This is a genomic window from Streptomyces sp. NPDC037054, from assembly GCF_055606745.1.
The window spans coordinates 873,298-894,343 of record NZ_JBVJSJ010000001.1; the positions used below are offsets into that span (position 1 = coordinate 873,298).

Below are 21,046 nucleotides of genomic sequence, written 5' to 3' on the forward strand. Positions count from 1 at the left end.
GGGGTTGTCAGACGGTGGGCATGACGCCGAGGAGCAGACCGGCGGCGACGACGATGTAGGCCAGGAGCGAGACGGTGCCGGTGGCCAGCAGGGTGGCGCCCTTGGGCTGGCGGACCATCTGGTAGGCGATCAGGCCGGGCACGATGAAGCCGAGGGTCTGGTTGCCGTACAGCAGCGGGAACTCGATCGACAGCACGATCATCACGGTGGCCTGGAGCAGCACGCCCAGCAGGACCACGGCGGCGAACAGCCGCTTGCCGTAGAGGATCACCAGCCGCTGCATGACCCGGGTGCCGGCGTAGGTGAGCGCGGTGACGCCGACCACCATGGCCGCGCGCTGGACGTCCTCGATGAGGGTGAGGGCGAGCCAGCCCGGAGTGATCATCCCGCCGGGCGAGAGGTTGGTGGTGAGGTAGCACAGCAGCGAGAAGAACAGGCCTATGGCAATGCCGAGGGCGGCCATCTCGGGGGTGAGCGCGGCGGTGGTCAACGGGGTCTCCGGGCAGGTCTACGGGGGTGGGCGCGGGGGCCCGCGAGGTCAGGAGGAGCGCGGGGGGCGTCCGCCGCCGCCGGTCGGGTGGGAGGGCGGGCCGTAGGGGTCCTCGCCGTACGGCACGGGCGGTCGGCCGGGTGCGTACGGCTGGTGCCGCAGGGGCCCGTGGTCCGCGTCGGGGTACGGCCGGGCAGGCTGCCGCGGCACGGGACCCGCGTCCGCGTACGGCTGGGCCGGCTGCTGGGGCCAGGCGCCCTGGCCCTCGTCCGCGTACGGCTGGTGCCGCTGCGGCGCGTAGCGGGTGTCGGCGTGCGGTCCCGTCGGCTGGACGGGGATGCTGACGACCGGGATCTCCTGCGTCTGCGAGGCCTGGTACCGCTCCTCGTAGGCCACGGGGTACGGGGCGAACGGGTCGAGCCGGGGCGGCTGCTGGGGCGCGGCGGCGGACGCGGCCGGGGCGGCGGCCGGGTCGCTGTCGTCGGCGGGCAGTTCGGCCAGGTACTCCAGGAGTTCCTCGCCCTGGCCGTGGATGTTGCCGATGGCGACGAGGGAGGAGCCGTCCGACATGCGGCCGAGCAGCGCCGGCATGAACTCCTCGGCCGCGCGCCGGTCGCCGCCGAGGTCGACGGCGCGGTCCCGCCACTCGGCGGGGATGGCGTCGATGGCGCTCTTGGCGGGGTGTCCGATGACGAAGACGTTGTCGGGCTGGAGGTCCGGGATGATCTCGCCCATCTGCCCGTTGCGCTCGACGCGGTCCGGGCGGCAGTTGATCACCACGTTCAGCGGGCGGCGGACGGCGCCGAGGTCGAGCAGCTGGTTGATGTTCATCAGCGTCGACTCGGGGTCGTTCGCCGCGAAGACGTTGGCGAAGGCGAGCCGCTTGCCCTCGTGGGTGACGTACTTCTCGACGGAGAGGACGCCCGGGTCCGGCGGCGCGTCGTACATGCCCTGGAGGGCCACCTCGCGCTCCACGCCGAGCAGTTCGGCGACGGTCAGGGCGATCGCGACGTTCTCCTTGAAGGTGAACCAGCTGAAGCCGCGCAGTTCGTCGTCGGTGACCGACTCGGGGTCGGCGTAGATCAGCCGGCAGTTACGGGCGTCGGCCTCCTCCTGGAGGATGTGGAAGCGCTCCTTCTCGGCGGTGACGCAGATGCCGTCCTCCGGCATCGAGCGGCACAGCGAGCGGGCCACGTCGTCCAGGGTGGGGCCCATCTCGGCGAGGTGGTCCTCGCGCACGTTGCACAGCACGCCGATCGTGGAGCGGATCAGCTTGCTCTGGTTGACCTCCTGGAGGGCCGGCATGACGGCCATGCACTCGATGACGAGGGCGTCGGGCCGGTAGGTGGCGGCCCGCCGGACGATGCCGATCTGCTCCACGACGTTGGCGATGCCGAACTTGCGGTAGACCGGCTCCTCCGTGGCGTCGGGGTGGATGAAGCGCGCGGCCGTGCCGGTCGTCTTCGCCACGGTCACGAGGTCGCCGCCGCGCAGCGCGCCCGCGCACAGCCGCGTGATGGAGGACTTGCCGCGGATGCCGTTGACGAGGACGCGGGACGGGATGCTGTGCAGCGCGGCGTAGTGCCGGCGCTGCTCGACGACACCCGCGGCGAACAGCAGCAGCCCGCCGATCAGCAGGACGAAGTAGAGGTAGAGCACCTTCGGTCACCTTCCTCCGGCGCCGAGCCGCTGCTCGGTCTGCCGGCGTGCCGGGTTCTGTCTGCGGGCCTGCAACTGCTGGCGCAGCAGTTCGAGGCTGCGGACGACGGCCCCGACCTCGTCCTGGTAGCGGGGGTAGTGGACGCTCTTGAGGTCGCCGTCGGCGAGCTTCTCGGCACCGGCGGCGAGGGCGCGCAGCGGCCGGACGACGACGAGGTGGATCCAGCCGAGGCAGACCACGATCGCGGCGAGTCCGAGCAGCCCGGCGAGCACGCTGCGGTCCTCGCGCTCGTACGGGGTGATCTGGAAGTGCTTGGCGTTCTGCCAGCTGACGACGGTCCAGCCGATGTCGGCCGCGACGCCGCCGCCGGAGAAGGGCGCCGCCGCCGCGACGGTGACGCCGCCGCCGTCCCTGAGCAGCAGACCGTTCTCGACGGGACCGGCGCCCACCTGCACGTTGCCCGCCCGCGCGAGGTCGGCGAGGGCCTCGCGGGGCAGCTCCTCGAAGGCGAGGAAGCCGTCGTTGGCGGCGACGGTCAGCGCGTCGGCGTCGACCACGCGGACCTCCCCGAGGCCGGGCCGGTTCAGCAGCGAGTTGAGGAACGTCACGCGCACCTCGCCGACCAGTGTGGTGCCGTCCTGTCCGGGCACCGGGGCACCGGCCTGGACGACGGGCTTCCTCTCGCCCTTCCCTGCGACGCGGATCAGCGGCAGGTCCTTGCCGGCGCCCCACGCGGCCTGCGGCTCCTCACCGGCCCGGGCGACGACCTCGCCGTCCTCGTCGACGACGTAGAGCGTCTCGTAACGGGTGTGCTCCCGCAGCGCGTCCTTGAGGAGGCCCGCGGTGGCGCCGGGGTCCTCGGCGTCGATCAGCCGGGAGGTGGAGACGAGGTCGGCCTGCGCCTCGTTGAGGGCGCGGCGGACACGGTCGGCGATCAGGTCGGTGCGGTCGCGCTGGTCGTTGACCATGCTGGCGGGCACGCTGACGGAGCCGTCGGTGCGGTTCAGCAGCAGCCCGACGGGCACGCACCACAGCAGCAGCAGTACGGCGGTCAGCGCGACGGTGCCGCGCACGCCGGCCCGGCTCCTGGTCCGGCCGCCGGGGCCGGGGTCGGCACCGCCGACGAGTTGCAGGCGCAGCCGCTCCAGGGCATTGCCGATCCGCGCCGCCTCCGCCCAGCGGGGTACGGCGACGGGCCGGGTGAGGTCGCCGCGGGCGAGGCGGCGGGACTCCAGGAACAGCCGCAGCAGGGGCCGCTGCACGGTCGCCCACAGCACGCCGACGGCGAGCAGCCCGAGCACCACGAGGACACCGGCCACGGCCAGGCCGTACAGCTCGCGGTCCTGCGCGACGGCCTGCTGCTGCACCACGGGCAGCATGGCGACGACGGTGAGCCCGAGCCCGGCGGCGACGCTCTTCTTGTCCTCCGGGTCGGAGGAGGCGAGGGAGGCGTAGCCCGCCGTGGCGATACGGCCGTTGTAGTCGTCGCCGAGCAGGGTGCCGCTGACGCCGGGGTAGCCGCGGGAGCCGGGTTCCTTCGAGGTGACGGGGTGCTGCTCGGCCTCTTCGGCGGCGCGGCCGGAGAGGGTGCTCATCTGCTTTTGGAGGAAGGTGAGTTCCTTGCGCTGCTGGTCCGAGTTGAGCGCCTCGGACTGCTCGAATCCGGCGGTGGCGAGGACCTCGCCGTCGCGGGCCGCCACCGCCATGGTGCGGAAGGGCCCGAGCGTGATGGGCGGCACCGCCAGGCTGTTGGAAGCGACGAGCAGCTGCTGCCCTTCGCCCTTCCCGCCGAGCACGGCCATCGTCATCAGGCGGACGTCGCCTGTCGTCAGACGCACCATGCGGGGAGCGAGCGCGTGCTTGCCGACGAGTACGTCCTTGTTCAGCCAGGCCAGGGGAATCGCCTCGCCCCGCGCTGCGAGCACGTTCCCGGTCGCCAGGTCCACGATCGTGGTGCCGGTCCACTTCTGGTAGGTCTTGCCCAGGTCGGAGAGGACCTTCTCGGGCTCCGTCGGGGCGCCGGAGCTGAGGGCTGCCGCCGTGCGGTTGAGGTCCGTGACCCGCTCGTCGATCGAGGCGCGCAGCGCGATCGCACCGTCCTGCGCGAAGTGCTCCTGGGCTTTGAGCACTGCCTTCGGCACGACCGGTTCGCCGCCGGGCCCGAGTACCTTGGCGGTGAGACCTGCCAGGGCGAGGACCAGGACGCACAGCACCGCGATGGGCGGTCGGATACCACCCAGGAGCGGCATGTCCGCGCGTCTGCGGCTGCGCCGCCGTCCGCCGCGCGCGGTCCGCGCGCCATGGCTCGATGTCACCGGTGCTCTTCCCTCGGTTTCCACGCGTCTTCGGCGCCCGGGGCCACCACAGACACAGCCGCGCAACGCTTATCCACTCAAAAGACTTTTATCGGTCGCCAAGGTTGTGGTCCGCGACGCGATTCGGCATGTGCTTTGGGTCACTCCCCGAGGGAGAGCTCCTTCAGCCCGTCGCCGCCGGGCGCTCCCCGGTTGTAGAGGAAGCCGCGCGTACGGTCCGCGGCCAGGCGGTAGCGGGCGAGACGGTCCGCGGACACGTCGCCCGGATCACCCAGCACACGTGCCACGTCGACAACGCGATGGTCCTCGACCGCGCCCTCGGGAAGCTTCTCGCCGGGCTCCACCTCCGGCGGGATGTCCACCAGAGTGGTCCGGTACCGGGCGGCGACGTCCCAGCCGTCCACGCCTTCCCGGAACTCGAACCAGCCGATCGCGCCTTCCTCGGTCACGCCCATGGGCGAGGAGTGCCGCGCCGCCTGATTGCCGAGGCTGTAGGCGACCCACGTGCCGTTCACCCTCTGGATCGGCTGGACCACGTGGGAGTGGTGGCCGATCACGAGGTCGATGCCGGTCTCCTCGCTGAGACGCTGCGCCAGCCTCATCTGGGCGACGCCGGGTTCGTTGTAGTACTCCGCGCCCCAGTGGATCGAGAGGATGACGACCTCGGCACCCTTGCCACGGGCGCGGTCCTCGTCCTTCTTGATCTCGGACAGGCTGGTCGGGTTGAACGCCCAGCGCTGCTTCTCGGGCACGGGGTGGACGAAGGACTCCCAGGAGTAGGAGAGGTGCGCGACCTTGACGCCCTTGACGTCACGGATGTTGATCCGCTCGGCCTCCTTGGGCGTACGCGCCGCTCCCGTGTGCCCGAGGCCCGCCTCGTCCATGGCGTCGAGGGTCCGTCGCACCGCCGGCATACCGTGGTCGAAGGTGTGGTTCGACGCCGTGGAACACGTGTCGTACCCCACGTCCTTCAGCGTCGTCAGGACCTGCGGCGGCACCAGGAACTCGGGGTATCCCTCGAAGGGCCCCTCCGGCTTCCCGACGGGGGTCTCCATGTGACAGATCGCCAGGTCGGCCTTGCTGATGACGGGCTTGAGGCCGGCCAGCAGCGGGCCGAAGTCCAGGCCCGCCTCCCCCTTGCCGGTCTTCTCGGCGTCCTTCGCCGCCTGCTCGACCAGTTCCGGGTGGATCAGCACGTCGCCGGCGGCGGCGACGGTGAAGCTGCGGCCACCCGGCTTGGCCTGCACTTCCACGGGGCCCGAGGCACACCCGGCGGTCAGTGCGGCGACCGTCGACAGGAGGGCGAGAGTGCGACCCCTACGGAGGGACGTTCGAAATGTCACGCAATCATGTTCACATGACCGTCACAACAGCATCTGTCACTCCCATCACAAGACAGTCACGTTTCACGCGCTTTCTTGTCCAAGTGGGTTTGATGCTGACCTTGTTCGGTTGTCAGTTGACATCGCCGCAGGAAACGGACGAATCGGCTCCGTCGGCCCGGGAACTGGTCGACCTGCGGGGCCGAATCCTCGCGTATACGGCGGAGTTCCGGCCCGGCGACCGCTACACGCCCCCGGAGGACGAAGAGCGTGAGCGACTGGCCCGGGGCGTCGGACACCTCCTGGACGGCGAGGCACGCGAGGCGGAACGCGACCTCGCCTCCGCCGGTTTCGGCGTGACGAGACTCACCGACACCGAGTCCGGCCGCCGCTACGACGAGGTCGCCGCGACCGGCCCGGGCGACGCGGCGCGCTGGGGCCGGCTGTATGTGAACGCCGACTCCACGGCCCGCTGGAACGTCCAGGTGCCGCACCCGGTCTCCGACCGCCGCACCGAACGCCTCGGCGTGGACCTGCTGGAGGACGTCCCCGGCGGCGCCCTGGTGCTGGCCGGGGCCCACCGCCGCGCGGGCCGCGACGAGGCCGCCGACGTCGCCCACCGCGAGGACTCCGCCTTCCACGCCGTCGTCCTGGAACTCCAGAAGCGCGGCCTGCCCGGCCTACAACTGCACGGCTTCGACGACGACTCCGACCGGCCCTACGACGCGGTCCTGTCCACCGGCGCGGTCCAGAGCGCGCCCGCCGAGGTCGGCGCGCTCGCCGACCGCATGGCGGCGGACGGCCTGCGGGTCTGCCGCGGCTGGTCGGCCCGCTGCCCGCTGGAGGGCACCACCAACGTCCAGGGCCGGTCCGCCCAGCGGCACCACACGACGTTCGTCCACGCGGAACTCGCCCCCGAGGCCCGCGGCGACGGCCGCGACGCCGACGAGGCCGCCGCGGCCCTCGCCGCGCTCCTCACCACCTGGGCGGAGCGGAAGTGACGGCCCTCCGGCCTCAGCAGCACCCGGCCGTCGACTGCGACGGCAACGACCGCTTGTTCCGGGCCTCCTTGTTGCGCGCCGCCAGCAACTCGTCGGCCGGGTAGCCGACTTCCTCCAGCGTCAGCCCGTGCGGCCGTACGACGTGCACCGCGGAGTCGCGGACGCCCGCGGCGAGGACCTTGCCCGGCCAGTCCGGCGGGCGGTGTCCGTCGCCGACGAACAGCAGCGCGCCGATCAGGGAGCGCACCATGTTGTGGCAGAACGCGTCGGCCCGCACGGTCGCCGTGACGATGCCGTCGTCGCCCCGCACCAGGCTGAGTTCCTGGAGCGTGCGGATGGTGGTCGCGCCGTCCCGCTTCTTGCAGTAGGCGGCGAAGTCGTGCTCCCCCAGCAGCCGTTCGGCCGCCTCGTTCATGGCGTCGACGTCGAGCGGCCAGTCGTGCCACAGGACATGGCCCCGCAGCAGCGGGTCGACGCCGCCCGGGTTGTCGGTGACGCGGTAGGCGTAGCGCCGCCAGATCGCGGAGAAGCGGGCGTTGAAGCCTTCCGGGGCCTCGGTCAGGGACCAGATCCGCACATCGCGCGGCAGCCGCCCGGCGAGCCGCTTCAGCAGCTTCTCCCGGTGCTCCGCCCACAGCCCGGCGGGCAGGTCCACGTGGGCCACCTGCCCGCGCGCGTGCACCCCGGCGTCGGTCCGCCCGGCCACGGTCAGCTCGTACGTCGTGTCCCCGGACCGCGTCACGGTGCGCAGCGCGTCCTCGATCTCGCCCTGCACGGTCCGGCGCCCGCCGGCCTGCTTGGCCCACCCGGAGAACCCGGACCCGTCGTACGACAGGTCCATCCGCACCCGCACGAACCCGGGCTGTACTTCGTCACTCACTCCTGAATCCTCTCAAGGATGCGAAAGCGGGCCCGCCCCGCAAGGGACGGACCCGCTCAGCACGAGGTGTTGCCTCAGGCGTCCTTGGACTCCTCGGCCGGAGCCTCGGCGGCCTCGTCGGGCTTGGCCTCGACGGCCTCGTCCTTCTTGAGGGCGTCTTCCTTGACCGCACGCTTGGTGGCGGCCTCGGCCTCGCCCGTGGCCTCCTGCGCGACCGTCAGCGCCTCGACCAGCTCGATGACGGCCATGGGCGCGTTGTCGCCACGACGGTTACCGATCTTGGTGATGCGCGTGTAACCACCGGGGCGGTTCTCGTAGCGCGGGCCGATCTCGGTGAAGAGCGTGTGGACGATGCCCTTGTCCGTGATGACCTGGAGCACCTGGCGGCGGTTGTGAAGGTCGCCCTTCTTCGCCTTGGTGATCAGACGCTCCGCGTACGGGCGCAGGCGGCGGGCCTTCGCCTCGGTGGTGGTGATGCGGCCGTGCTCGAACAGCGACTTCGCGAGGTTCGCGAGGAGCAGCTTCTCGTGCGCGGCGCTGCCGCCCAGACGGGCACCCTTGGTGGGCTTCGGCATGGTTCTTCTCCTGTGTGTCTGCCCCGGCCGTATCAGGTACCGGGGTCAGGAACCCGATGAGCGGATGCTCACCGGCATCGACCGATCACGTACGGATCAGTACTGCTCGGTCTCCACGAAACCCGCGTCCGCGTCGTCGTCGGCGCCGAAGGCGTCGGCGGCGGCCGTGGGGTCGAATCCGGGCGGGCTGTCCTTCAGGGCCAGGCCCATGCCGGCCAGCTTCGCCTTGACCTCGTCGATGGACTTCGCACCGAAGTTGCGGATGTCCAGGAGGTCGGCCTCGGAACGAGCCACGAGCTCACCCACGGAGTGGATGCCCTCGCGCTTGAGGCAGTTGTACGAGCGGACCGTGAGCTCCAGCTCCTCGATCGGCAGCGCCAGATCGGCGGCCAGCGCGGCGTCCGTCGGCGACGGGCCCATGTCGATGCCCTCGGCGTCGACGTTGAGCTCGCGGGCCAGACCGAACAGCTCGACCAGCGTCTTACCGGCGGAGGCCATGGCGTCACGGGGACGCATCGCCTGCTTGGTCTCGACGTCGACGATCAGCTTGTCGAAGTCGGTGCGCTGCTCGACACGGGTCGCCTCGACCTTGTAGGTGACCTTGAGAACCGGCGAGTAGATCGAGTCGACCGGGATACGGCCGATCTCCTGGCCCACCTGCTTGTTCTGCACGGCGGAGACGTAGCCGCGACCGCGCTCGACGGTCAGCTCCATCTCCAGCTTGCCCTTGCCGTTGAGCGTGGCGAGGACGAGGTCGGGGTTGTGCACCTCGACACCGGCCGGGGGCGCGATGTCGGCGGCGGTGACCAGACCCGGGCCCTGCTTGCGCAGGTACATCACGACCGGCTCGTCGTGCTCCGAGGAGACGACCAGCTGCTTGATGTTGAGGATCAGGTCGGTGACGTCCTCCTTGACGCCCGGCACGGTGGTGAACTCGTGCAGGACGCCGTCGATGCGGATGCTGGTGACGGCGGCACCGGGGATCGACGACAGGAGGGTACGGCGGAGGGAGTTGCCGAGGGTGTAGCCGAAGCCCGGCTCCAGCGGCTCGATCACGAACCGGGACCGGAACTCGTCGACGACCTCTTCGGTCAACGAGGGACGCTGAGCGATCAGCATGTGTGGATCAGATCCTTCTTTCGTGGACGCCCGCTATTTGACGCCCGACGGAAACCGCACCCGGTGAAAAGTGCGGGTACTGCAAGGGTACGGGCGATACGACCCTTTACGGAGCCGTACCGCCCGGAACCTCGGTCTGCGTGAAGCAGCCTCGCGTCAGACGCGGCGGCGCTTCGGCGGACGGCAGCCGTTGTGCGGGGTCGGCGTGACGTCCTGGATCGAGCCGACCTCGAGGCCGGTGGCCTGGAGGGAGCGGATGGCGGTCTCACGACCGGAACCCGGGCCCTTCACGAACACGTCGACCTTGCGCATGCCGTGCTCCTGGGCGCGGCGGGCGGCCGACTCGGCGGCCATCTGCGCGGCGAACGGCGTCGACTTCCGGGAGCCCTTGAAGCCGACGTGGCCGGCGGAGGCCCAGGAGATCACGTTGCCGGACGGGTCCGTGATCGAAACGATGGTGTTGTTGAACGTGCTCTTGATGTGCGCGTGGCCGTGAGCGACGTTCTTCTTTTCCTTGCGGCGCACCTTCTTGGCAGCGCCCTGACGTCCCTTGGGGGGCATCTGTATCTCCTACGGGAGGTGGTCGGTCCTACAGCGAAGACCGCTGGACGGCGAGTCCGCTGCGGACTACTTCTTGCCCGGCTTCTTCTTGCCGGCGATGGCGCGACGCGGGCCCTTGCGGGTACGGGCGTTCGTGCTGGTGCGCTGACCGCGGACGGGCAGACCGCGACGGTGACGGAGACCCTGGTAGGTACCGATCTCGACCTTGCGGCGGATGTCGGCCTGGATCTCGCGACGGAGGTCACCCTCGGTCTTGATGTTGTTGTCGACGTACTCGCGGATCGCGACGAGCTGCTCTTCGGTGAGGTCGCGAACACGGGTGTTCGGGTCCACGCCGGTGGCAGCGAGCGTCTGCTGCGAGAGGGTCCGGCCGATGCCGAACACGTAGGTGAGGGCGATCTCCACGCGCTTTTCGCGCGGGATGTCAACACCGGAAACGCGTGCCATTCAATGGCTCCAGTTTGATCTTCGGAGGTCTTCCACAGAACCGACTCCCAGCCGCCGTACTAGGTACGAACTGGGTCCCCGGCCTCCGAACCGAGGGTGTCGAGCCGCGCGGGCTCGGGTTCTGCGTATGACGATATTCAGCTCGCGTCGCGCGAAAATCTGCGAATCGCAGAGGTACGGTCGTGCGTCAGCCCTGGCGCTGCTTGTGGCGCGGGTTCTCGCAGATGACCATGACCCGGCCGTGACGGCGGATCACCCTGCACTTGTCGCAGATCTTCTTGACGCTCGGCTTGACCTTCATGGGGTGAGGTTCTCCGGGTCAGTTGCCGGCGGCCCCGCTGACGCGGGACGTGGGCAAGATCTACTTGTAGCGGTAGACGATCCGGCCACGGGTCAGGTCGTACGGAGACAGCTCCACCACGACCCGGTCGTCAGGGAGGATGCGGATGTAGTGCATGCGCATCTTGCCGCTGATGTGTGCCAGGACCTGGTGGCCGTTCTGGAGCTCGACCTTGAACATGGCGTTCGGAAGAGACTCGACGACAGTGCCCTCGATCTCGATGGCACCTTGCTTCTTGGCCACGCTTCGCCCTTCGAATCGACTACCTTGATCGACTCTTGGCGCATCCCCGAGGTCCATGCGGACATGCGGGTACACAAGAGCCGACGAGTCAGTCTACGTCAGGGCTCCCGGAAAGACGAATCGGGGAAGTCTGCCCCACGCCACTGATCCTTAACCGAGCGGATCGGGAGCAGCCGTGACCCCGTACTCCGCCAGCTTCGCCCTGCCTCCGTCCGGTGCCGTCAGCACCAGGGGGCCGTCCTCCGTGAGGGCGACCGAGTGCTCCCAGTGGGAGGACCAGGTGCCGTCCGTCGTGACGACGGTCCAGTCGTCCTCCAGGACGACCGTCTTCGGGGTGCCCAGGGAGACCATCGGCTCGATGGCGAGGCAGAAGCCCGGGACCAGCTTGGGTCCCTTGCCGCGGCGGCGCTCGACGTAGTTCAGCAGGTGCGGGTCCATGTGCATCTCGGTGCCGATGCCGTGGCCGCCGTAGTCCTCGACGATGCCGTACTTGCCGCCGCCCGGCTTCGGCTGGCGGCGGATGTACGTCTCGATGGCCCGGGAGACGTCGACGAGCCGGTTGCCCTGCTTCATGGCCGCGATGCCGGCCCACATCGACTCCTCGGTCACCCGGGAGAGCTCGACCAGTTCCGGAGCGTGACCGGAGCCCACGAAGGCCGTGTAGGCGGCGTCGCCGTGCCAGCCGTCGACGATCGCGCCGGCGTCGATGGAGATGATGTCGCCGTCCTTCAGGACGACGTCGTCGGACGGGATGCCGTGCACGACGACCTCGTTCACCGAGGTGCAGATCGTGGCGGGGAAGCCGCCGTAGCCCAGGAAGTTCGACTTCGCGTTGTGCTCGGCGAGCACCTTGCGGGCGACCTGGTCCAGGTCCTTGGTGGTGGCACCGGGCACCGCGGCCTCACGGGTGGCCGCGTGGATGGCGGCGACGACCAGCCCCGCCTCGCGCATCTTGGCGATCTGCTCGGGGCTCTTGATCTGCACCATGAGTGACGACGGCCTTTCTGGACCGGAACAACGAACGCGTCCAACGATACGGGGAGCGCGGCCCACCCGGCCCTCCCACCCCACAGCACAGCCGCGGCCCCCTCGGGGACCGCGGCTGCACCACGTAAAGCGACCGTGCGAGACGATCAGTACGGAACGACTACGCGTCCTCGCGCTTCAGCGCCTCCAGCGCCCGGCCCGTGACCGCGTCGACCGCGCCCATCGCGGAGATGGTGACGACCAGCCCCTGCGACTTGTAGTAGTCGATGATCGGCTCGGTCTGCGTGTGGTAGACCTCCAGCCGCTTGCGGACCGTCTCCTCGGAGTCGTCGTCGCGCTGGTACAGCTCGCCGCCGCACACGTCGCAGACGCCCTCCTCGGCGGGCGGGTTGTACGTCACGTGGAACACGTGCGCCGACTCGTTGCGGCACACCCGCCGGCCGGCGATCCTCTTGACGACCTCCTCCTCGGGGGCCTCCAGGTCGAGCACGGCGTCCAGCTTGATGCTTTCGGACTCGAGCAGCTCGTCGAGCGCCTCGGCCTGCGAGACGTTGCGCGGGAAACCGTCGAGCAGGAAGCCGTTCTCGGCGTCGTCCTGCTCCATGCGGTCCTTGGCCATCGCGATCGTGACCTCGTCGGGCACGAGGTTGCCGGCGTCCATGTAGGACTTCGCGAGCTTCCCGAGCTCCGTCTGCTGGCTGATGTTTGCGCGGAACAGGTCACCCGTGGAGATGTGCGGTACGCGCAGCGTCTCAGCAAGGCGCGTGGCCTGCGTTCCCTTACCGGCGCCCGGCGGCCCGACGAGGACGATTCTCATCAGCGGAGGAACCCTTCGTAATTGCGCTGCTGAAGCTGGCTCTCGATCTGCTTCACCGTCTCAAGGCCCACACCCACGATGATCAGGATGCTGGTGCCGCCGAACGGGAAGTTCTGGTTTGCCCCGAAACCAGCCAACGCCATTGTCGGAACGAGAGCGATCAGCCCCAAGTACAGCGAACCCGGCCAGGTGATCCGGTTGAGCACGTAGCTGAGGTACTCAGCGGTCGGTCGGCCAGCCCGGATGCCCGGGATGAAGCCACCATACTTCTTCATGTTGTCAGCGACTTCTTCGGGGTTGAACGTGATGGCCACGTAGAAGAAGGCGAAGAAAACGATCAGAAGGAAGTACAGCGCGATGTGCGCCGGCGCCGCTGTGTCGGCCAGGTTCGTCCGGATCCAGGTCGCCCAACCCGCGGTCGAGTTGGTGAACTGAACGATAAGCGCCGGGATGTAGAGCAGCGACGAGGCAAAGATCACAGGGATGATGCCCGCCTGGTTGACCTTCAGCGGAATGTACGTCGACGTGCCGCCGTAGGACCGGCGGCCGATCATGCGCTTCGCGTACTGGACCGGGATGCGGCGCTGGGCCTGCTCGACGAAGACCACGAGGCCGATCATCACGAGGCCGACGGCGCAGACGGTGCCGAACTCGATCCAGCCGCCCGCCAGCTCGCCCTGCTTCTTGATGGCCCACAGCGCGGACGGGAAGGTCGCGGCGATCGAGATGAACATCAGGATCGACATGCCGTTGCCGATGCCGCGGTCGGTGATCAGCTCACCGAGCCACATGACCAGCGCCGTACCGGCGGTCATCGTGACGACCATGACGATCGTGGTGAAGATGGCGCGGTCCGGCACGATCTGGCTCGCGACCGTGCAGCCCTGGAACAGGGCGCCGCTGCGGGCGGTGGCGACGAGGCCGGTGCCCTGCAGCACGGCGAGCGCCACCGTCAGGTAGCGCGTGTACTGCGTGATCTTCGCCGTGCCGGACTGGCCCTCCTTCTTGAGGGCTTCCAGACGCGGGATGACCACGGTCAGCAGCTGCAGGATGATGCTCGCCGTGATGTACGGCATGATGCCGAGCGCGAACACCGTGATCTGGAGCAGGGCGCCGCCGCTGAACATGTTGACCAGACCGAACAGGCCCTGGTTGCCGGACGCCTGGTCCACACATTCCTGAACGCTCTTGTAGTCCACGCCCGGGATCGGAATGTGCGTGCCGATCCGGTACAGGACGATGATGCCGAGCGTGAAGAGCAGCTTCTTGCGCAGGTCGGGCGTCTTGAACGCCCGGGCGAACGCGGTGAGCACGGTGCCTCCTGCGACCCCCGCGTTCGCTACGCGAGAGGTGACGGTATGTTGTGCGAGGGACGGATGTCTCAGTTCCTGTGTCCTGTCCGACGACAGGCCATCAGGGAGACTAACAGTGCCGACTACCCTACGCGGAGCCCGCACCGGTAAGAAACCGTCTCCTCGGCCATGACACGCGGGCGGTACGCCCGCTCCGCGCCCATCTGCGCAGTTGCGCCCCGCGCCCGCAGACGCCTTTGAGCCCTTCTCCGGCCGCCGCGCACCCCCCGGACAACGGCAGACGTCCCCGTGACGGCCGTACAGCCCCCTGAGAGCGTTTTCCGGCCATTCCCCCGGGGATTCGGCGGCGCTTTCACCGGCGCGCGCCCCAACACCGCTGACACAGCACGGCAGAAGGCCGGGAACCCCCGAGGGGATTCCCGGCCTTCGCCGAACGCGTCAGCCGGCTCAGACGAGCTCGGTGACGGTGCCGCCGGCAGCGGTGATCTTCTCCTTGGCGGAGCCGGAGACGGCGTCGACCGTCACCTGCAGCGCCACGGAGATCTCACCCTGGCCGAGCACCTTCACGAGGCTGTTCTTGCGAACAGCGCCCTTGGCGACCAGGTCCTCGACCGTGACCTCGCCACCCTGCGGGTAGAGCGCGGCCAGCTTGTCGAGGTTCACGACCTGGAACTCGGTCTTGAACGGGTTCTTGAAGCCCTTCAGCTTCGGGAGACGCATGTGGAGGGGCATCTGGCCACCCTCGAAGCGCTCCGGAACCTGGTAGCGGGCCTTCGTGCCCTTGGTACCACGACCGGCCGTCTTACCCTTCGACGCCTCACCACGACCCACACGGGTCTTGGCGGTCTTGGCGCCCGGGGCGGGACGGAGGTTGTGGATCTTGAGCGGGTTGTTCTCCGCCATGATCAGTCGACCTCCTCGACCGTCACGAGGTGACGGACATGGCGAACCATGCCGCGGAACTCGGGGCGGTCCTCCTTGACGACCACGTCGTTGATCCCCTTGAGACCAAGCGAACGCAGCGTGTCACGGTGGTTCTGCTTGCTGCCGATGTAGGACTTGACCTGCGTGATCTTGAGCTGCGCCATGATTACGCACCCGCCCCGGCACGCGCACGCAGCAGAGCCGCGGGAGCGACGTCCTCGAGCGGCAGACCACGGCGGGCCGCGATCTCCTCGGGACGCTGCAGGCCCTTCAGGGCCGCCACGGTCGCGTGCACGATGTTGATGGCGTTGTCGGAGCCGAGCGACTTCGACAGCACGTCGTGGATACCGGCGCACTCGAGCACGGCGCGCACCGGACCACCGGCGATCACACCGGTACCGGGCGACGCGGGCTTGAGCAGCACGACGCCGGCAGCCTTCTCACCCTGGATGGGGTGCGGGATGGTGCCCTGGATACGCGGGACCTTGAAGAAGTGCTTCTTGGCCTCCTCAACGCCCTTGGCGATGGCGGCCGGCACCTCCTTGGCCTTGCCGTAACCGACACCCACGGTGCCGTCACCGTCGCCCACCACGACCAGCGCGGTGAAGCTGAAGCGACGACCACCCTTCACAACCTTGGCGACGCGGTTGATCGCGACAACGCGCTCAACGTACGCGGTCTTCTCGGCGGCAGCAGCGCCGCCGTCACGGCCCTTCCGGTCCCGCCGCTCGCCGCCACCGGCACCGCCACCGCGGCGCTGGGGTCCAGCCATTGGAATTACCTCTCTCTGTTTCCGCTAGCTACGGAACCGGCTCAGAACTTGAGCCCGGCTTCGCGGGCGGCGTCCGCCAGGGCGGCGATGCGCCCGGCGTACTGGTTGCCACCACGGTCGAACACGACTGCCTCGACACCGGCGGCCTTGGCACGCTCGGCGACCAGGGCGCCGACCTGCTTGGCCTGCGAGGACTTGTCGCCCTCGCCACCGCGGATCGAGCTGTCCAGCGTGGACGCCGATGCCAGGGTGTGACCCTTCAGGTCGTCGATCACCTGCGCCACGATGTGGCGGTTGGAGCGGGTCACGACCAGACGGGGACGCTCGGCAGTACCCGAGACCTTCTTGCGGATCCGGATGTGACGACGCTTGATAGCAGCACGCTTGTAGGCGTCGCCCTTGAGGATCTTCTGCCCGTATGCCATGGCTTACTTACCCGCCTTTCCGACCTTGCGGCGGATGACTTCGCCCTCGTACTTGACGCCCTTGGCCTTGTACGGGTCGGGCTTGCGCAGCTTGCGGATGTTGGCCGCAACCTCGCCGACCTTCTGCTTGTCGATGCCCTCGACCGAGAAACGGGTGGGGGCCTCCACCTTGAAGGTGATGCCCTCGGGGGCCTCGATGAGGATCGGGTGGCTGTAGCCCAGGGAGAACTCCAGGTTGGAGCCCTTGGCCTGGACGCGGTAACCGACACCGCTGATCTCGAGCTTCTTGACGTATCCCTGGGTCACACCGGTGATCATGTTCGCCACCAGCGTGCGGGACAGGCCGTGGAGGGCCTTGTTCTGACGCTCGTCGTTGGGGCGCGTGACGTTGAGAACGCCGTCCTCGCCCTTAACGATCTCGATCGGCGCGGCAACGGTGTGGGTCAGCTCGCCCTTGGGGCCCTTGACCTTGACCGTACGGCCATCGATGGTGACGTCCACGCCGGTGGGAACCGGGATGGGGAGCTTGCCGATACGCGACATTGCTGTCTCTCCTCCGTTCCCGAGTTACCAGACGTAGGCGAGGACTTCCCCACCCACGCCCTTCTTCTGCGCCTGCTTGTCGGTCAGCAGCCCGTGGGACGTGGAGATGATCGCCACGCCCAGACCGCCCAGGACCTTGGGCAGGTTGGTGGACTTCGCGTAGACCCGGAGACCGGGCTTGGAGATCCGCTTGATGCCCGCGATGGAGCGCTCACGGTTGGGGCCGAACTTCAGCTCCAGGACGAGGTTCTTGCCGACCTCGGCGTCCTCGACCTTCCAGCCCGTGATGAAGCCCTCCTGCTGGAGGATCTCCGCGATGTGGGACTTGATCTTGGACGCCGGCATCGTCACGGAGTCGTGGTACGCCGAGTTCGCGTTCCGCAGACGCGTAAGCATGTCTGCGATCGGATCAGTCATGGTCATGAATTGGCCTTCGGCCTCTCTCGCCGGGGTTTCCTGGTGCGCCATCCCTCTCCCCGATCCGAGACGGGACGGGTGCGGCGCGGTGGACCTACGGCGTAGTAAGTCGTACGGCACGGCAGGTGCCCAACCCCACAAGCCTAAGCCATGCGGGGTGGGCCTCCTGCCGTCCCATTGCTTACCGAGAGCCCTGGGAGTCCGGAATTACCGGATTACCAGGAGCTCTTGGTCACGCCCGGCAGCTCGCCACGGTGAGCCATCTCACGAAGGCACACGCGGCAGAGGCCGAACTTGCGGTAGACGGAGTGCGGACGACCGCAGCGCTGGCAGCGGGTGTACGCGCGCACGCCGAACTTGGGCTTGCGAGCAGCCTTCGCGATGAGAGCCTTCTTCGCCATCTCGCTCACGCCTCCTTGAACGGGAAGCCGAGGTGACGGAGAAGGGCACGGCCCTCTTCGTCGTTGGTCGCCGTGGTGACCACGGTGATGTCCATACCCCGGACACGGTCGATCTTGTCCTGGTCGATCTCGTGGAACATGACCTGCTCCGTGAGACCGAAGGTGTAGTTGCCACGGCCGTCGAACTGCTTGGGGGACAGACCGCGGAAGTCGCGGATGCGCGGCAGCGCGAGCGACAGGGTGCGGTCCAGGAACTCCCACATGCGGTCGCCACGGAGCGTGACGTGGGCACCGATCGGCTGACCCTCACGCAGCTTGAACTGCGCGATGGACTTGCGGGCCTTGGTGACGGCCGGCTTCTGACCGGTGATCGTGGTGAGGTCCTTGATGGCGCCCTCGATCAGCTTGGAGTCGCGGGCGGCGTCGCCCACACCCATGTTGACCACGATCTTGACGAGGCCGGGAACCTGCATGACGTTCTCGTAGGAGAACTGCTCGAGCAGCTTGCCCGCGATCTCCTCGCGGTACTTCGTCTTCAGACGCGGAGTGGTGGTGGTCGTCATCAGATGTCCTCACCCGTCCGCTTGGCAACGCGGATCTTGTTGCCTTCGTCGTCGAAGCGGTAACCGACGCGGGTCACGACCTTCTGGCCGTCCTTCTCCACGACGAGCTGAACGTTGCTCACGTGAATGGGGGCCTCGGTGGTGACGATGCCGCCGGCCTGCGAACCACGAGCCGTGGGACCGGCCTTGGTGTGCTTCTTGACCCGGTTGACACCCTCGACCAGGACACGGTCCTCGCGGGGGTAGGCCGCGATGACCTTGCCCTGCTTGCCCTTGTCCTTGCCGGTGATGACCTGGACCAGGTCGCCCTTCTTGATCTTCATGCTCACAGCACCTCCGGCGCGAGGGAGATGATCTTCATGAACTTCTTCTCGCGCAGCTCACGGCCCACCGGGCCGAAGATACGGGTGCCGCGGGGGTCGCCGTCGTTCTTCAGAATGACGGCGGCGTTCTCGTCGAAGCGGATGTACGAGCCGTCCGGACGGCGACGCTCCTTGACGGTGCGAACGATGACCGCCTTGACGACGTCACCCTTCTTCACGTTGCCACCGGGGATCGCGTCCTTGACGGTGGCGACGATGACGTCACCGATGCCCGCGTAGCGGCGACCGGAGCCACCGAGCACACGGATGCAAAGGATTTCCTTCGCACCAGTGTTGTCGGCGACACGCAGTCGCGACTCCTGCTGGATCACGTCTATCTCCTGATCGTCTGCCGGTTCCCCGGGGGCCGTTCAAGGACGGCCCCCGGAGCCTGGCGGAACTGACCTGCGGGTTTGCCCGCAGGAATTACTTGGCCTTCTCGAGGATCTCGACGACGCGCCAGCGCTTCGTCGCGGACAGCGGCCGGGTCTCCATGAGGAGGACGCGGTCGCCGACGCCCGCGGCGTTCTGCTCGTCGTGGGCCTTGAGCTTGTTCGTACGGCGGATGACCTTGCCGTACAGCGCGTGCTTCACACGGTCCTCGACGGCGACGACGACGGTCTTGTCCATCTTGTCGCTGACGACCAGGCCCTCACGGGTCTTGCGGAATCCGCGTGCTTCGGTGTTCTCAGTCACGTTGCTCTCGCTCATCAGGCGCTCTCCACCGTCTCGATGCCCAGCTCGCGCTCACGCATCAGGGTGTAGATCCGCGCGATGTCCTTGCGGACGGCCTTGAGCCGCCCGTGGTTCTCGAGCTGACCGGTCGCCGCCTGGAAGCGGAGGTTGAACAGCTCTTCCTTGGCTTCGCGGAGCTTCGCGAGAAGCTCCTCGTCACCCAGTTCGCGCAGCTCGGACGCCTTGGTACCGGCCGACATCACGCTTCACCTGCCTCGCGCTTGACGATCCGGCACTTCATCGGCAGCTTGTGGGCCGCACGGGTCAGCGCCTCACGGGCGATCTTCTCGTTGGGGTACGACAGCTCGAACATCACGCGTCCGGGCTTGACGTTGGCGACCCACCACTCCGGGGAGCCCTTACCGGAACCCATGCGGGTCTCGGCCGGCTTCTTGGTGAGGGGGCGGTCCGGGTAGATGTTGATCCAGACCTTGCCGCCACGCTTGATGTGACGGGTCATGGCGATACGAGCCGCTTCGATCTGGCGGTTCGTGACGTACGCCGGGGTCAGCGCCTGGATGCCGTACTCGCCGAACGCAACCTGCGTTCCACCCTTGGACATACCGTTGCGCTTGGGGTGGTGCTGCTTGCGGTGCTTGACCCTACGGGGGATCAGCATGTCGGTCAGGCCTCCGTTCCGGTGCTCTCAGCCGGAGCGGCGGCGGGAGCGTCGGCCTTGGGGGCCTCGGCAGCCGGAGCCTGCTGCGGCTTACGACCGCGACCGCCACGCTCGCCACCGCGGCCACCACGGGCCGGGCGGTCGGCACCGCCACGGGCCGGGCGGTTGCCGGCGCGGGCAGCAGCGTTCTCGGCGCGGACCTCGGCGATGTTCTTGACGTCGCCCTTGTAGATCCAGACCTTCACGCCGATGCGGCCGAAGGTCGTCTTGGCCTCGAAGAAGCCGTAGTCCACGTTCGCGCGGAGCGTGTGCAGGGGCACGCGGCCCTCGCGGTAGAACTCCGAGCGGGACATCTCGGCGCCGCCGAGGCGGCCACCGCACTGGATCTTGATGCCCTTGGCGCCGGCCTTCATCGCCGACTGCATGCTCTTGCGCATGGCACGGCGGAAGGAGACGCGGGAGGACAGCTGCTCGGCGACGGCCTGGGCCACCAGCTGAGCGTCCGTCTCCGGGTTCTTGACCTCGAGGATGTTCAGCTGGACCTGCTTGCCGGTCAGCTTCTCCAGGTCACCGCGGATGCGGTCGGCCTCGGCGCCGCGGCGGCCGATGACGATGCCCGGGCGCGCCGTGTGGATGTCCACGCGGACACGGTCACGGGTGCGCTCGATCTCGACCTTGGAGATGCCGGCGCGCTCCATGCCGGACGTCATCATCCGACGGATGGCGACGTCTTCCTTGACGTAGTCCTTGTACAGCTTGTCGGCGTACCAACGCGACTTGAAGTCGGTCGTGACACCGAGCCGGAACCCGTGCGGGTTTACCTTCTGGCCCATTACCGGGTTCCTTCCTTGCTGCTGACGACCACGGTGATGTGGCTGGTCCGCTTGCGGATCCGGTAGGCGCGGCCCTGGGCACGCGGCCGGAACCGCTTCAGGGTCGGGCCCTCGTCGACGTAGGCCTCGGAGATGTAGAGGCTGTCGACATCGGTGTGGTCGTAGTTGTGCGCGGCGTTGGCAATGGCGCTGTCCAGCACCTTGCCCACCGGCACGCTCGCGGCCTGCGGGGCGAAACGCAGGACCGCCTGAGCCTCCGTGGCGTCCATGCCACGGATGAGGTCCACCACTCGGCGGGCCTTCATGGGCGTGACGCGGATGTACCGCGCCTGGGCCCTGGCTTCCATGGTTGTCCCTTCAGTGTCTGTCATTGGTCATTCCA

General features: G+C 68.4%; 30 protein-coding genes. 1 reads left to right on the top strand and 29 read right to left on the bottom strand.

Annotated elements, in window-relative coordinates:
• Nucleotides 1-7: 7 nt before the first annotated feature.
• From ACZ7D7_RS03755 to ACZ7D7_RS03770, 4 genes are all read right to left on the bottom strand, one after another.
• Complete coding sequence (locus ACZ7D7_RS03755; RefSeq protein ID WP_470822049.1) at nucleotides 8-490, bottom strand: poly-gamma-glutamate biosynthesis protein PgsC/CapC; 483 nt, start codon at nucleotides 488-490, stop codon at nucleotides 8-10.
• Between the two features lie 48 nt (nucleotides 491-538).
• A complete protein-coding gene (gene pgsB / locus ACZ7D7_RS03760) occupies nucleotides 539-2,149 on the bottom strand; it encodes a poly-gamma-glutamate synthase PgsB (protein ID WP_470822050.1) in 1,611 nt (536 codons plus the stop codon).
• Between the two features lie 6 nt (nucleotides 2,150-2,155).
• Nucleotides 2,156-4,399, bottom strand: coding sequence for a HAMP domain-containing protein (locus ACZ7D7_RS03765; RefSeq protein WP_470822454.1), 2,244 nt, complete (start codon nucleotides 4,397-4,399; stop codon nucleotides 2,156-2,158).
• A 206-nt stretch (nucleotides 4,400-4,605) separates the two neighbouring features.
• On the bottom strand, nucleotides 4,606-5,763 hold the full coding sequence (locus ACZ7D7_RS03770) for a CapA family protein (protein ID WP_470822456.1): 1,158 nt from the start codon (nucleotides 5,761-5,763) through the stop codon (nucleotides 4,606-4,608).
• 38 nt (nucleotides 5,764-5,801) lie between these two features.
• On the opposite strand from ACZ7D7_RS03770, the gene ACZ7D7_RS03775 reads away from it, so the two are divergent.
• Nucleotides 5,802-6,788, top strand: coding sequence for a hypothetical protein (locus ACZ7D7_RS03775; RefSeq protein ID WP_470822052.1), 987 nt, complete (start codon nucleotides 5,802-5,804; stop codon nucleotides 6,786-6,788).
• Between the two features lie 13 nt (nucleotides 6,789-6,801).
• On the opposite strand, the gene truA is transcribed toward ACZ7D7_RS03775, so the two are convergent.
• The 25 genes from truA to rplV all read right to left on the bottom strand — a co-directional run bounded on the left by truA (nucleotide 6,802) and on the right by rplV (nucleotide 21,011).
• A complete protein-coding gene (gene truA, locus ACZ7D7_RS03780) occupies nucleotides 6,802-7,668 on the bottom strand; it encodes a tRNA pseudouridine(38-40) synthase TruA (protein WP_470822053.1) in 867 nt (288 codons plus the stop codon).
• A 74-nt stretch (nucleotides 7,669-7,742) separates the two neighbouring features.
• Nucleotides 7,743-8,243 carry a 50S ribosomal protein L17 gene (gene rplQ / locus ACZ7D7_RS03785; RefSeq protein ID WP_470822054.1) on the bottom strand — a complete coding sequence of 167 codons (501 nt, stop codon included), beginning with the start codon at nucleotides 8,241-8,243 and terminating at the stop codon, nucleotides 7,743-7,745.
• A 96-nt stretch (nucleotides 8,244-8,339) separates the two neighbouring features.
• The gene (locus ACZ7D7_RS03790; RefSeq protein WP_009715858.1) at nucleotides 8,340-9,362 is read right to left on the bottom strand and encodes a DNA-directed RNA polymerase subunit alpha; all 1,023 of its coding nucleotides are present in this window, start codon (nucleotides 9,360-9,362) and stop codon (nucleotides 8,340-8,342) included.
• A gap of 156 nt (nucleotides 9,363-9,518) precedes the next feature.
• Nucleotides 9,519-9,923: a 30S ribosomal protein S11 gene (gene rpsK / locus ACZ7D7_RS03795; protein ID WP_003956432.1), complete on the bottom strand. Its 405-nt coding sequence runs from the start codon at nucleotides 9,921-9,923 to the stop codon at nucleotides 9,519-9,521.
• A 66-nt stretch (nucleotides 9,924-9,989) separates the two neighbouring features.
• A complete protein-coding gene (rpsM, locus tag ACZ7D7_RS03800) occupies nucleotides 9,990-10,370 on the bottom strand; it encodes a 30S ribosomal protein S13 (protein ID WP_006130767.1) in 381 nt (126 codons plus the stop codon).
• Between the two features lie 187 nt (nucleotides 10,371-10,557).
• Complete coding sequence (gene rpmJ, locus ACZ7D7_RS03805; RefSeq protein ID WP_003998809.1) at nucleotides 10,558-10,671, bottom strand: 50S ribosomal protein L36; 114 nt, start codon at nucleotides 10,669-10,671, stop codon at nucleotides 10,558-10,560.
• A 60-nt stretch (nucleotides 10,672-10,731) separates the two neighbouring features.
• Nucleotides 10,732-10,953: a translation initiation factor IF-1 gene (infA, locus tag ACZ7D7_RS03810; protein WP_003948620.1), complete on the bottom strand. Its 222-nt coding sequence runs from the start codon at nucleotides 10,951-10,953 to the stop codon at nucleotides 10,732-10,734.
• Nucleotides 10,954-11,103: 150 nt separating this feature from the next.
• Nucleotides 11,104-11,940 (bottom strand): type I methionyl aminopeptidase, encoded by an 837-nt coding sequence (gene map, locus ACZ7D7_RS03815; RefSeq protein ID WP_470822055.1) that lies wholly within the window; start codon nucleotides 11,938-11,940, stop codon nucleotides 11,104-11,106.
• A 160-nt stretch (nucleotides 11,941-12,100) separates the two neighbouring features.
• Entirely contained in the window at nucleotides 12,101-12,757 is a 657-nt protein-coding gene (locus tag ACZ7D7_RS03820) for an adenylate kinase (protein ID WP_470822057.1), read from the bottom strand.
• Nucleotides 12,757-14,070 (bottom strand): preprotein translocase subunit SecY, encoded by a 1,314-nt coding sequence (gene secY / locus ACZ7D7_RS03825; protein ID WP_470822058.1) that lies wholly within the window; start codon nucleotides 14,068-14,070, stop codon nucleotides 12,757-12,759. Before secY ends, ACZ7D7_RS03820 begins: the two co-directional genes overlap by 1 nt.
• Before the next feature lie 447 nt (nucleotides 14,071-14,517).
• A complete protein-coding gene (gene rplO / locus ACZ7D7_RS03830; protein ID WP_470822060.1) occupies nucleotides 14,518-14,973 on the bottom strand; it encodes a 50S ribosomal protein L15 in 456 nt (151 codons plus the stop codon).
• A 2-nt stretch (nucleotides 14,974-14,975) separates the two neighbouring features.
• Nucleotides 14,976-15,158: a 50S ribosomal protein L30 gene (rpmD, locus tag ACZ7D7_RS03835; RefSeq protein ID WP_279548905.1), complete on the bottom strand. Its 183-nt coding sequence runs from the start codon at nucleotides 15,156-15,158 to the stop codon at nucleotides 14,976-14,978.
• 2 nt (nucleotides 15,159-15,160) lie between these two features.
• Nucleotides 15,161-15,766, bottom strand: a complete 606-nt coding sequence (gene rpsE / locus ACZ7D7_RS03840) for a 30S ribosomal protein S5 (protein WP_003992370.1) — start codon at nucleotides 15,764-15,766, stop codon at nucleotides 15,161-15,163.
• Between the two features lie 41 nt (nucleotides 15,767-15,807).
• The gene (gene rplR, locus ACZ7D7_RS03845; protein WP_279548906.1) at nucleotides 15,808-16,191 is read right to left on the bottom strand and encodes a 50S ribosomal protein L18; all 384 of its coding nucleotides are present in this window, start codon (nucleotides 16,189-16,191) and stop codon (nucleotides 15,808-15,810) included.
• Nucleotides 16,192-16,194: 3 nt separating this feature from the next.
• Nucleotides 16,195-16,734, bottom strand: a complete 540-nt coding sequence (gene rplF, locus ACZ7D7_RS03850; RefSeq protein WP_470822062.1) for a 50S ribosomal protein L6 — start codon at nucleotides 16,732-16,734, stop codon at nucleotides 16,195-16,197.
• A 24-nt stretch (nucleotides 16,735-16,758) separates the two neighbouring features.
• A complete protein-coding gene (gene rpsH, locus ACZ7D7_RS03855; RefSeq protein WP_030839654.1) occupies nucleotides 16,759-17,157 on the bottom strand; it encodes a 30S ribosomal protein S8 in 399 nt (132 codons plus the stop codon).
• A 209-nt stretch (nucleotides 17,158-17,366) separates the two neighbouring features.
• Nucleotides 17,367-17,552 (bottom strand): type Z 30S ribosomal protein S14, encoded by a 186-nt coding sequence (locus ACZ7D7_RS03860; protein WP_003956452.1) that lies wholly within the window; start codon nucleotides 17,550-17,552, stop codon nucleotides 17,367-17,369.
• A gap of 5 nt (nucleotides 17,553-17,557) precedes the next feature.
• Entirely contained in the window at nucleotides 17,558-18,115 is a 558-nt protein-coding gene (gene rplE / locus ACZ7D7_RS03865) for a 50S ribosomal protein L5 (protein WP_470822063.1), read from the bottom strand.
• The gene (rplX, locus tag ACZ7D7_RS03870) at nucleotides 18,115-18,438 is read right to left on the bottom strand and encodes a 50S ribosomal protein L24 (RefSeq protein WP_069779212.1); all 324 of its coding nucleotides are present in this window, start codon (nucleotides 18,436-18,438) and stop codon (nucleotides 18,115-18,117) included. Before rplX ends, rplE begins: the two co-directional genes overlap by 1 nt.
• A gap of 2 nt (nucleotides 18,439-18,440) precedes the next feature.
• The gene (gene rplN / locus ACZ7D7_RS03875) at nucleotides 18,441-18,809 is read right to left on the bottom strand and encodes a 50S ribosomal protein L14 (protein ID WP_003998823.1); all 369 of its coding nucleotides are present in this window, start codon (nucleotides 18,807-18,809) and stop codon (nucleotides 18,441-18,443) included.
• Between the two features lie 94 nt (nucleotides 18,810-18,903).
• Entirely contained in the window at nucleotides 18,904-19,188 is a 285-nt protein-coding gene (gene rpsQ, locus ACZ7D7_RS03880) for a 30S ribosomal protein S17 (protein ID WP_014674375.1), read from the bottom strand.
• Nucleotides 19,188-19,412, bottom strand: coding sequence for a 50S ribosomal protein L29 (gene rpmC, locus ACZ7D7_RS03885; RefSeq protein ID WP_003998824.1), 225 nt, complete (start codon nucleotides 19,410-19,412; stop codon nucleotides 19,188-19,190). Before rpmC ends, rpsQ begins: the two co-directional genes overlap by 1 nt.
• Nucleotides 19,412-19,831 carry a 50S ribosomal protein L16 gene (gene rplP, locus ACZ7D7_RS03890; RefSeq protein WP_029380975.1) on the bottom strand — a complete coding sequence of 140 codons (420 nt, stop codon included), beginning with the start codon at nucleotides 19,829-19,831 and terminating at the stop codon, nucleotides 19,412-19,414. Before rplP ends, rpmC begins: the two co-directional genes overlap by 1 nt.
• A gap of 5 nt (nucleotides 19,832-19,836) precedes the next feature.
• The gene (gene rpsC / locus ACZ7D7_RS03895) at nucleotides 19,837-20,664 is read right to left on the bottom strand and encodes a 30S ribosomal protein S3 (RefSeq protein WP_055570325.1); all 828 of its coding nucleotides are present in this window, start codon (nucleotides 20,662-20,664) and stop codon (nucleotides 19,837-19,839) included.
• Nucleotides 20,664-21,011 carry a 50S ribosomal protein L22 gene (gene rplV, locus ACZ7D7_RS03900; protein ID WP_028420772.1) on the bottom strand — a complete coding sequence of 116 codons (348 nt, stop codon included), beginning with the start codon at nucleotides 21,009-21,011 and terminating at the stop codon, nucleotides 20,664-20,666. The genes rpsC and rplV overlap by 1 nt, the downstream gene beginning before the upstream one ends.
• Nucleotides 21,012-21,046 lie beyond the last annotated feature (35 nt).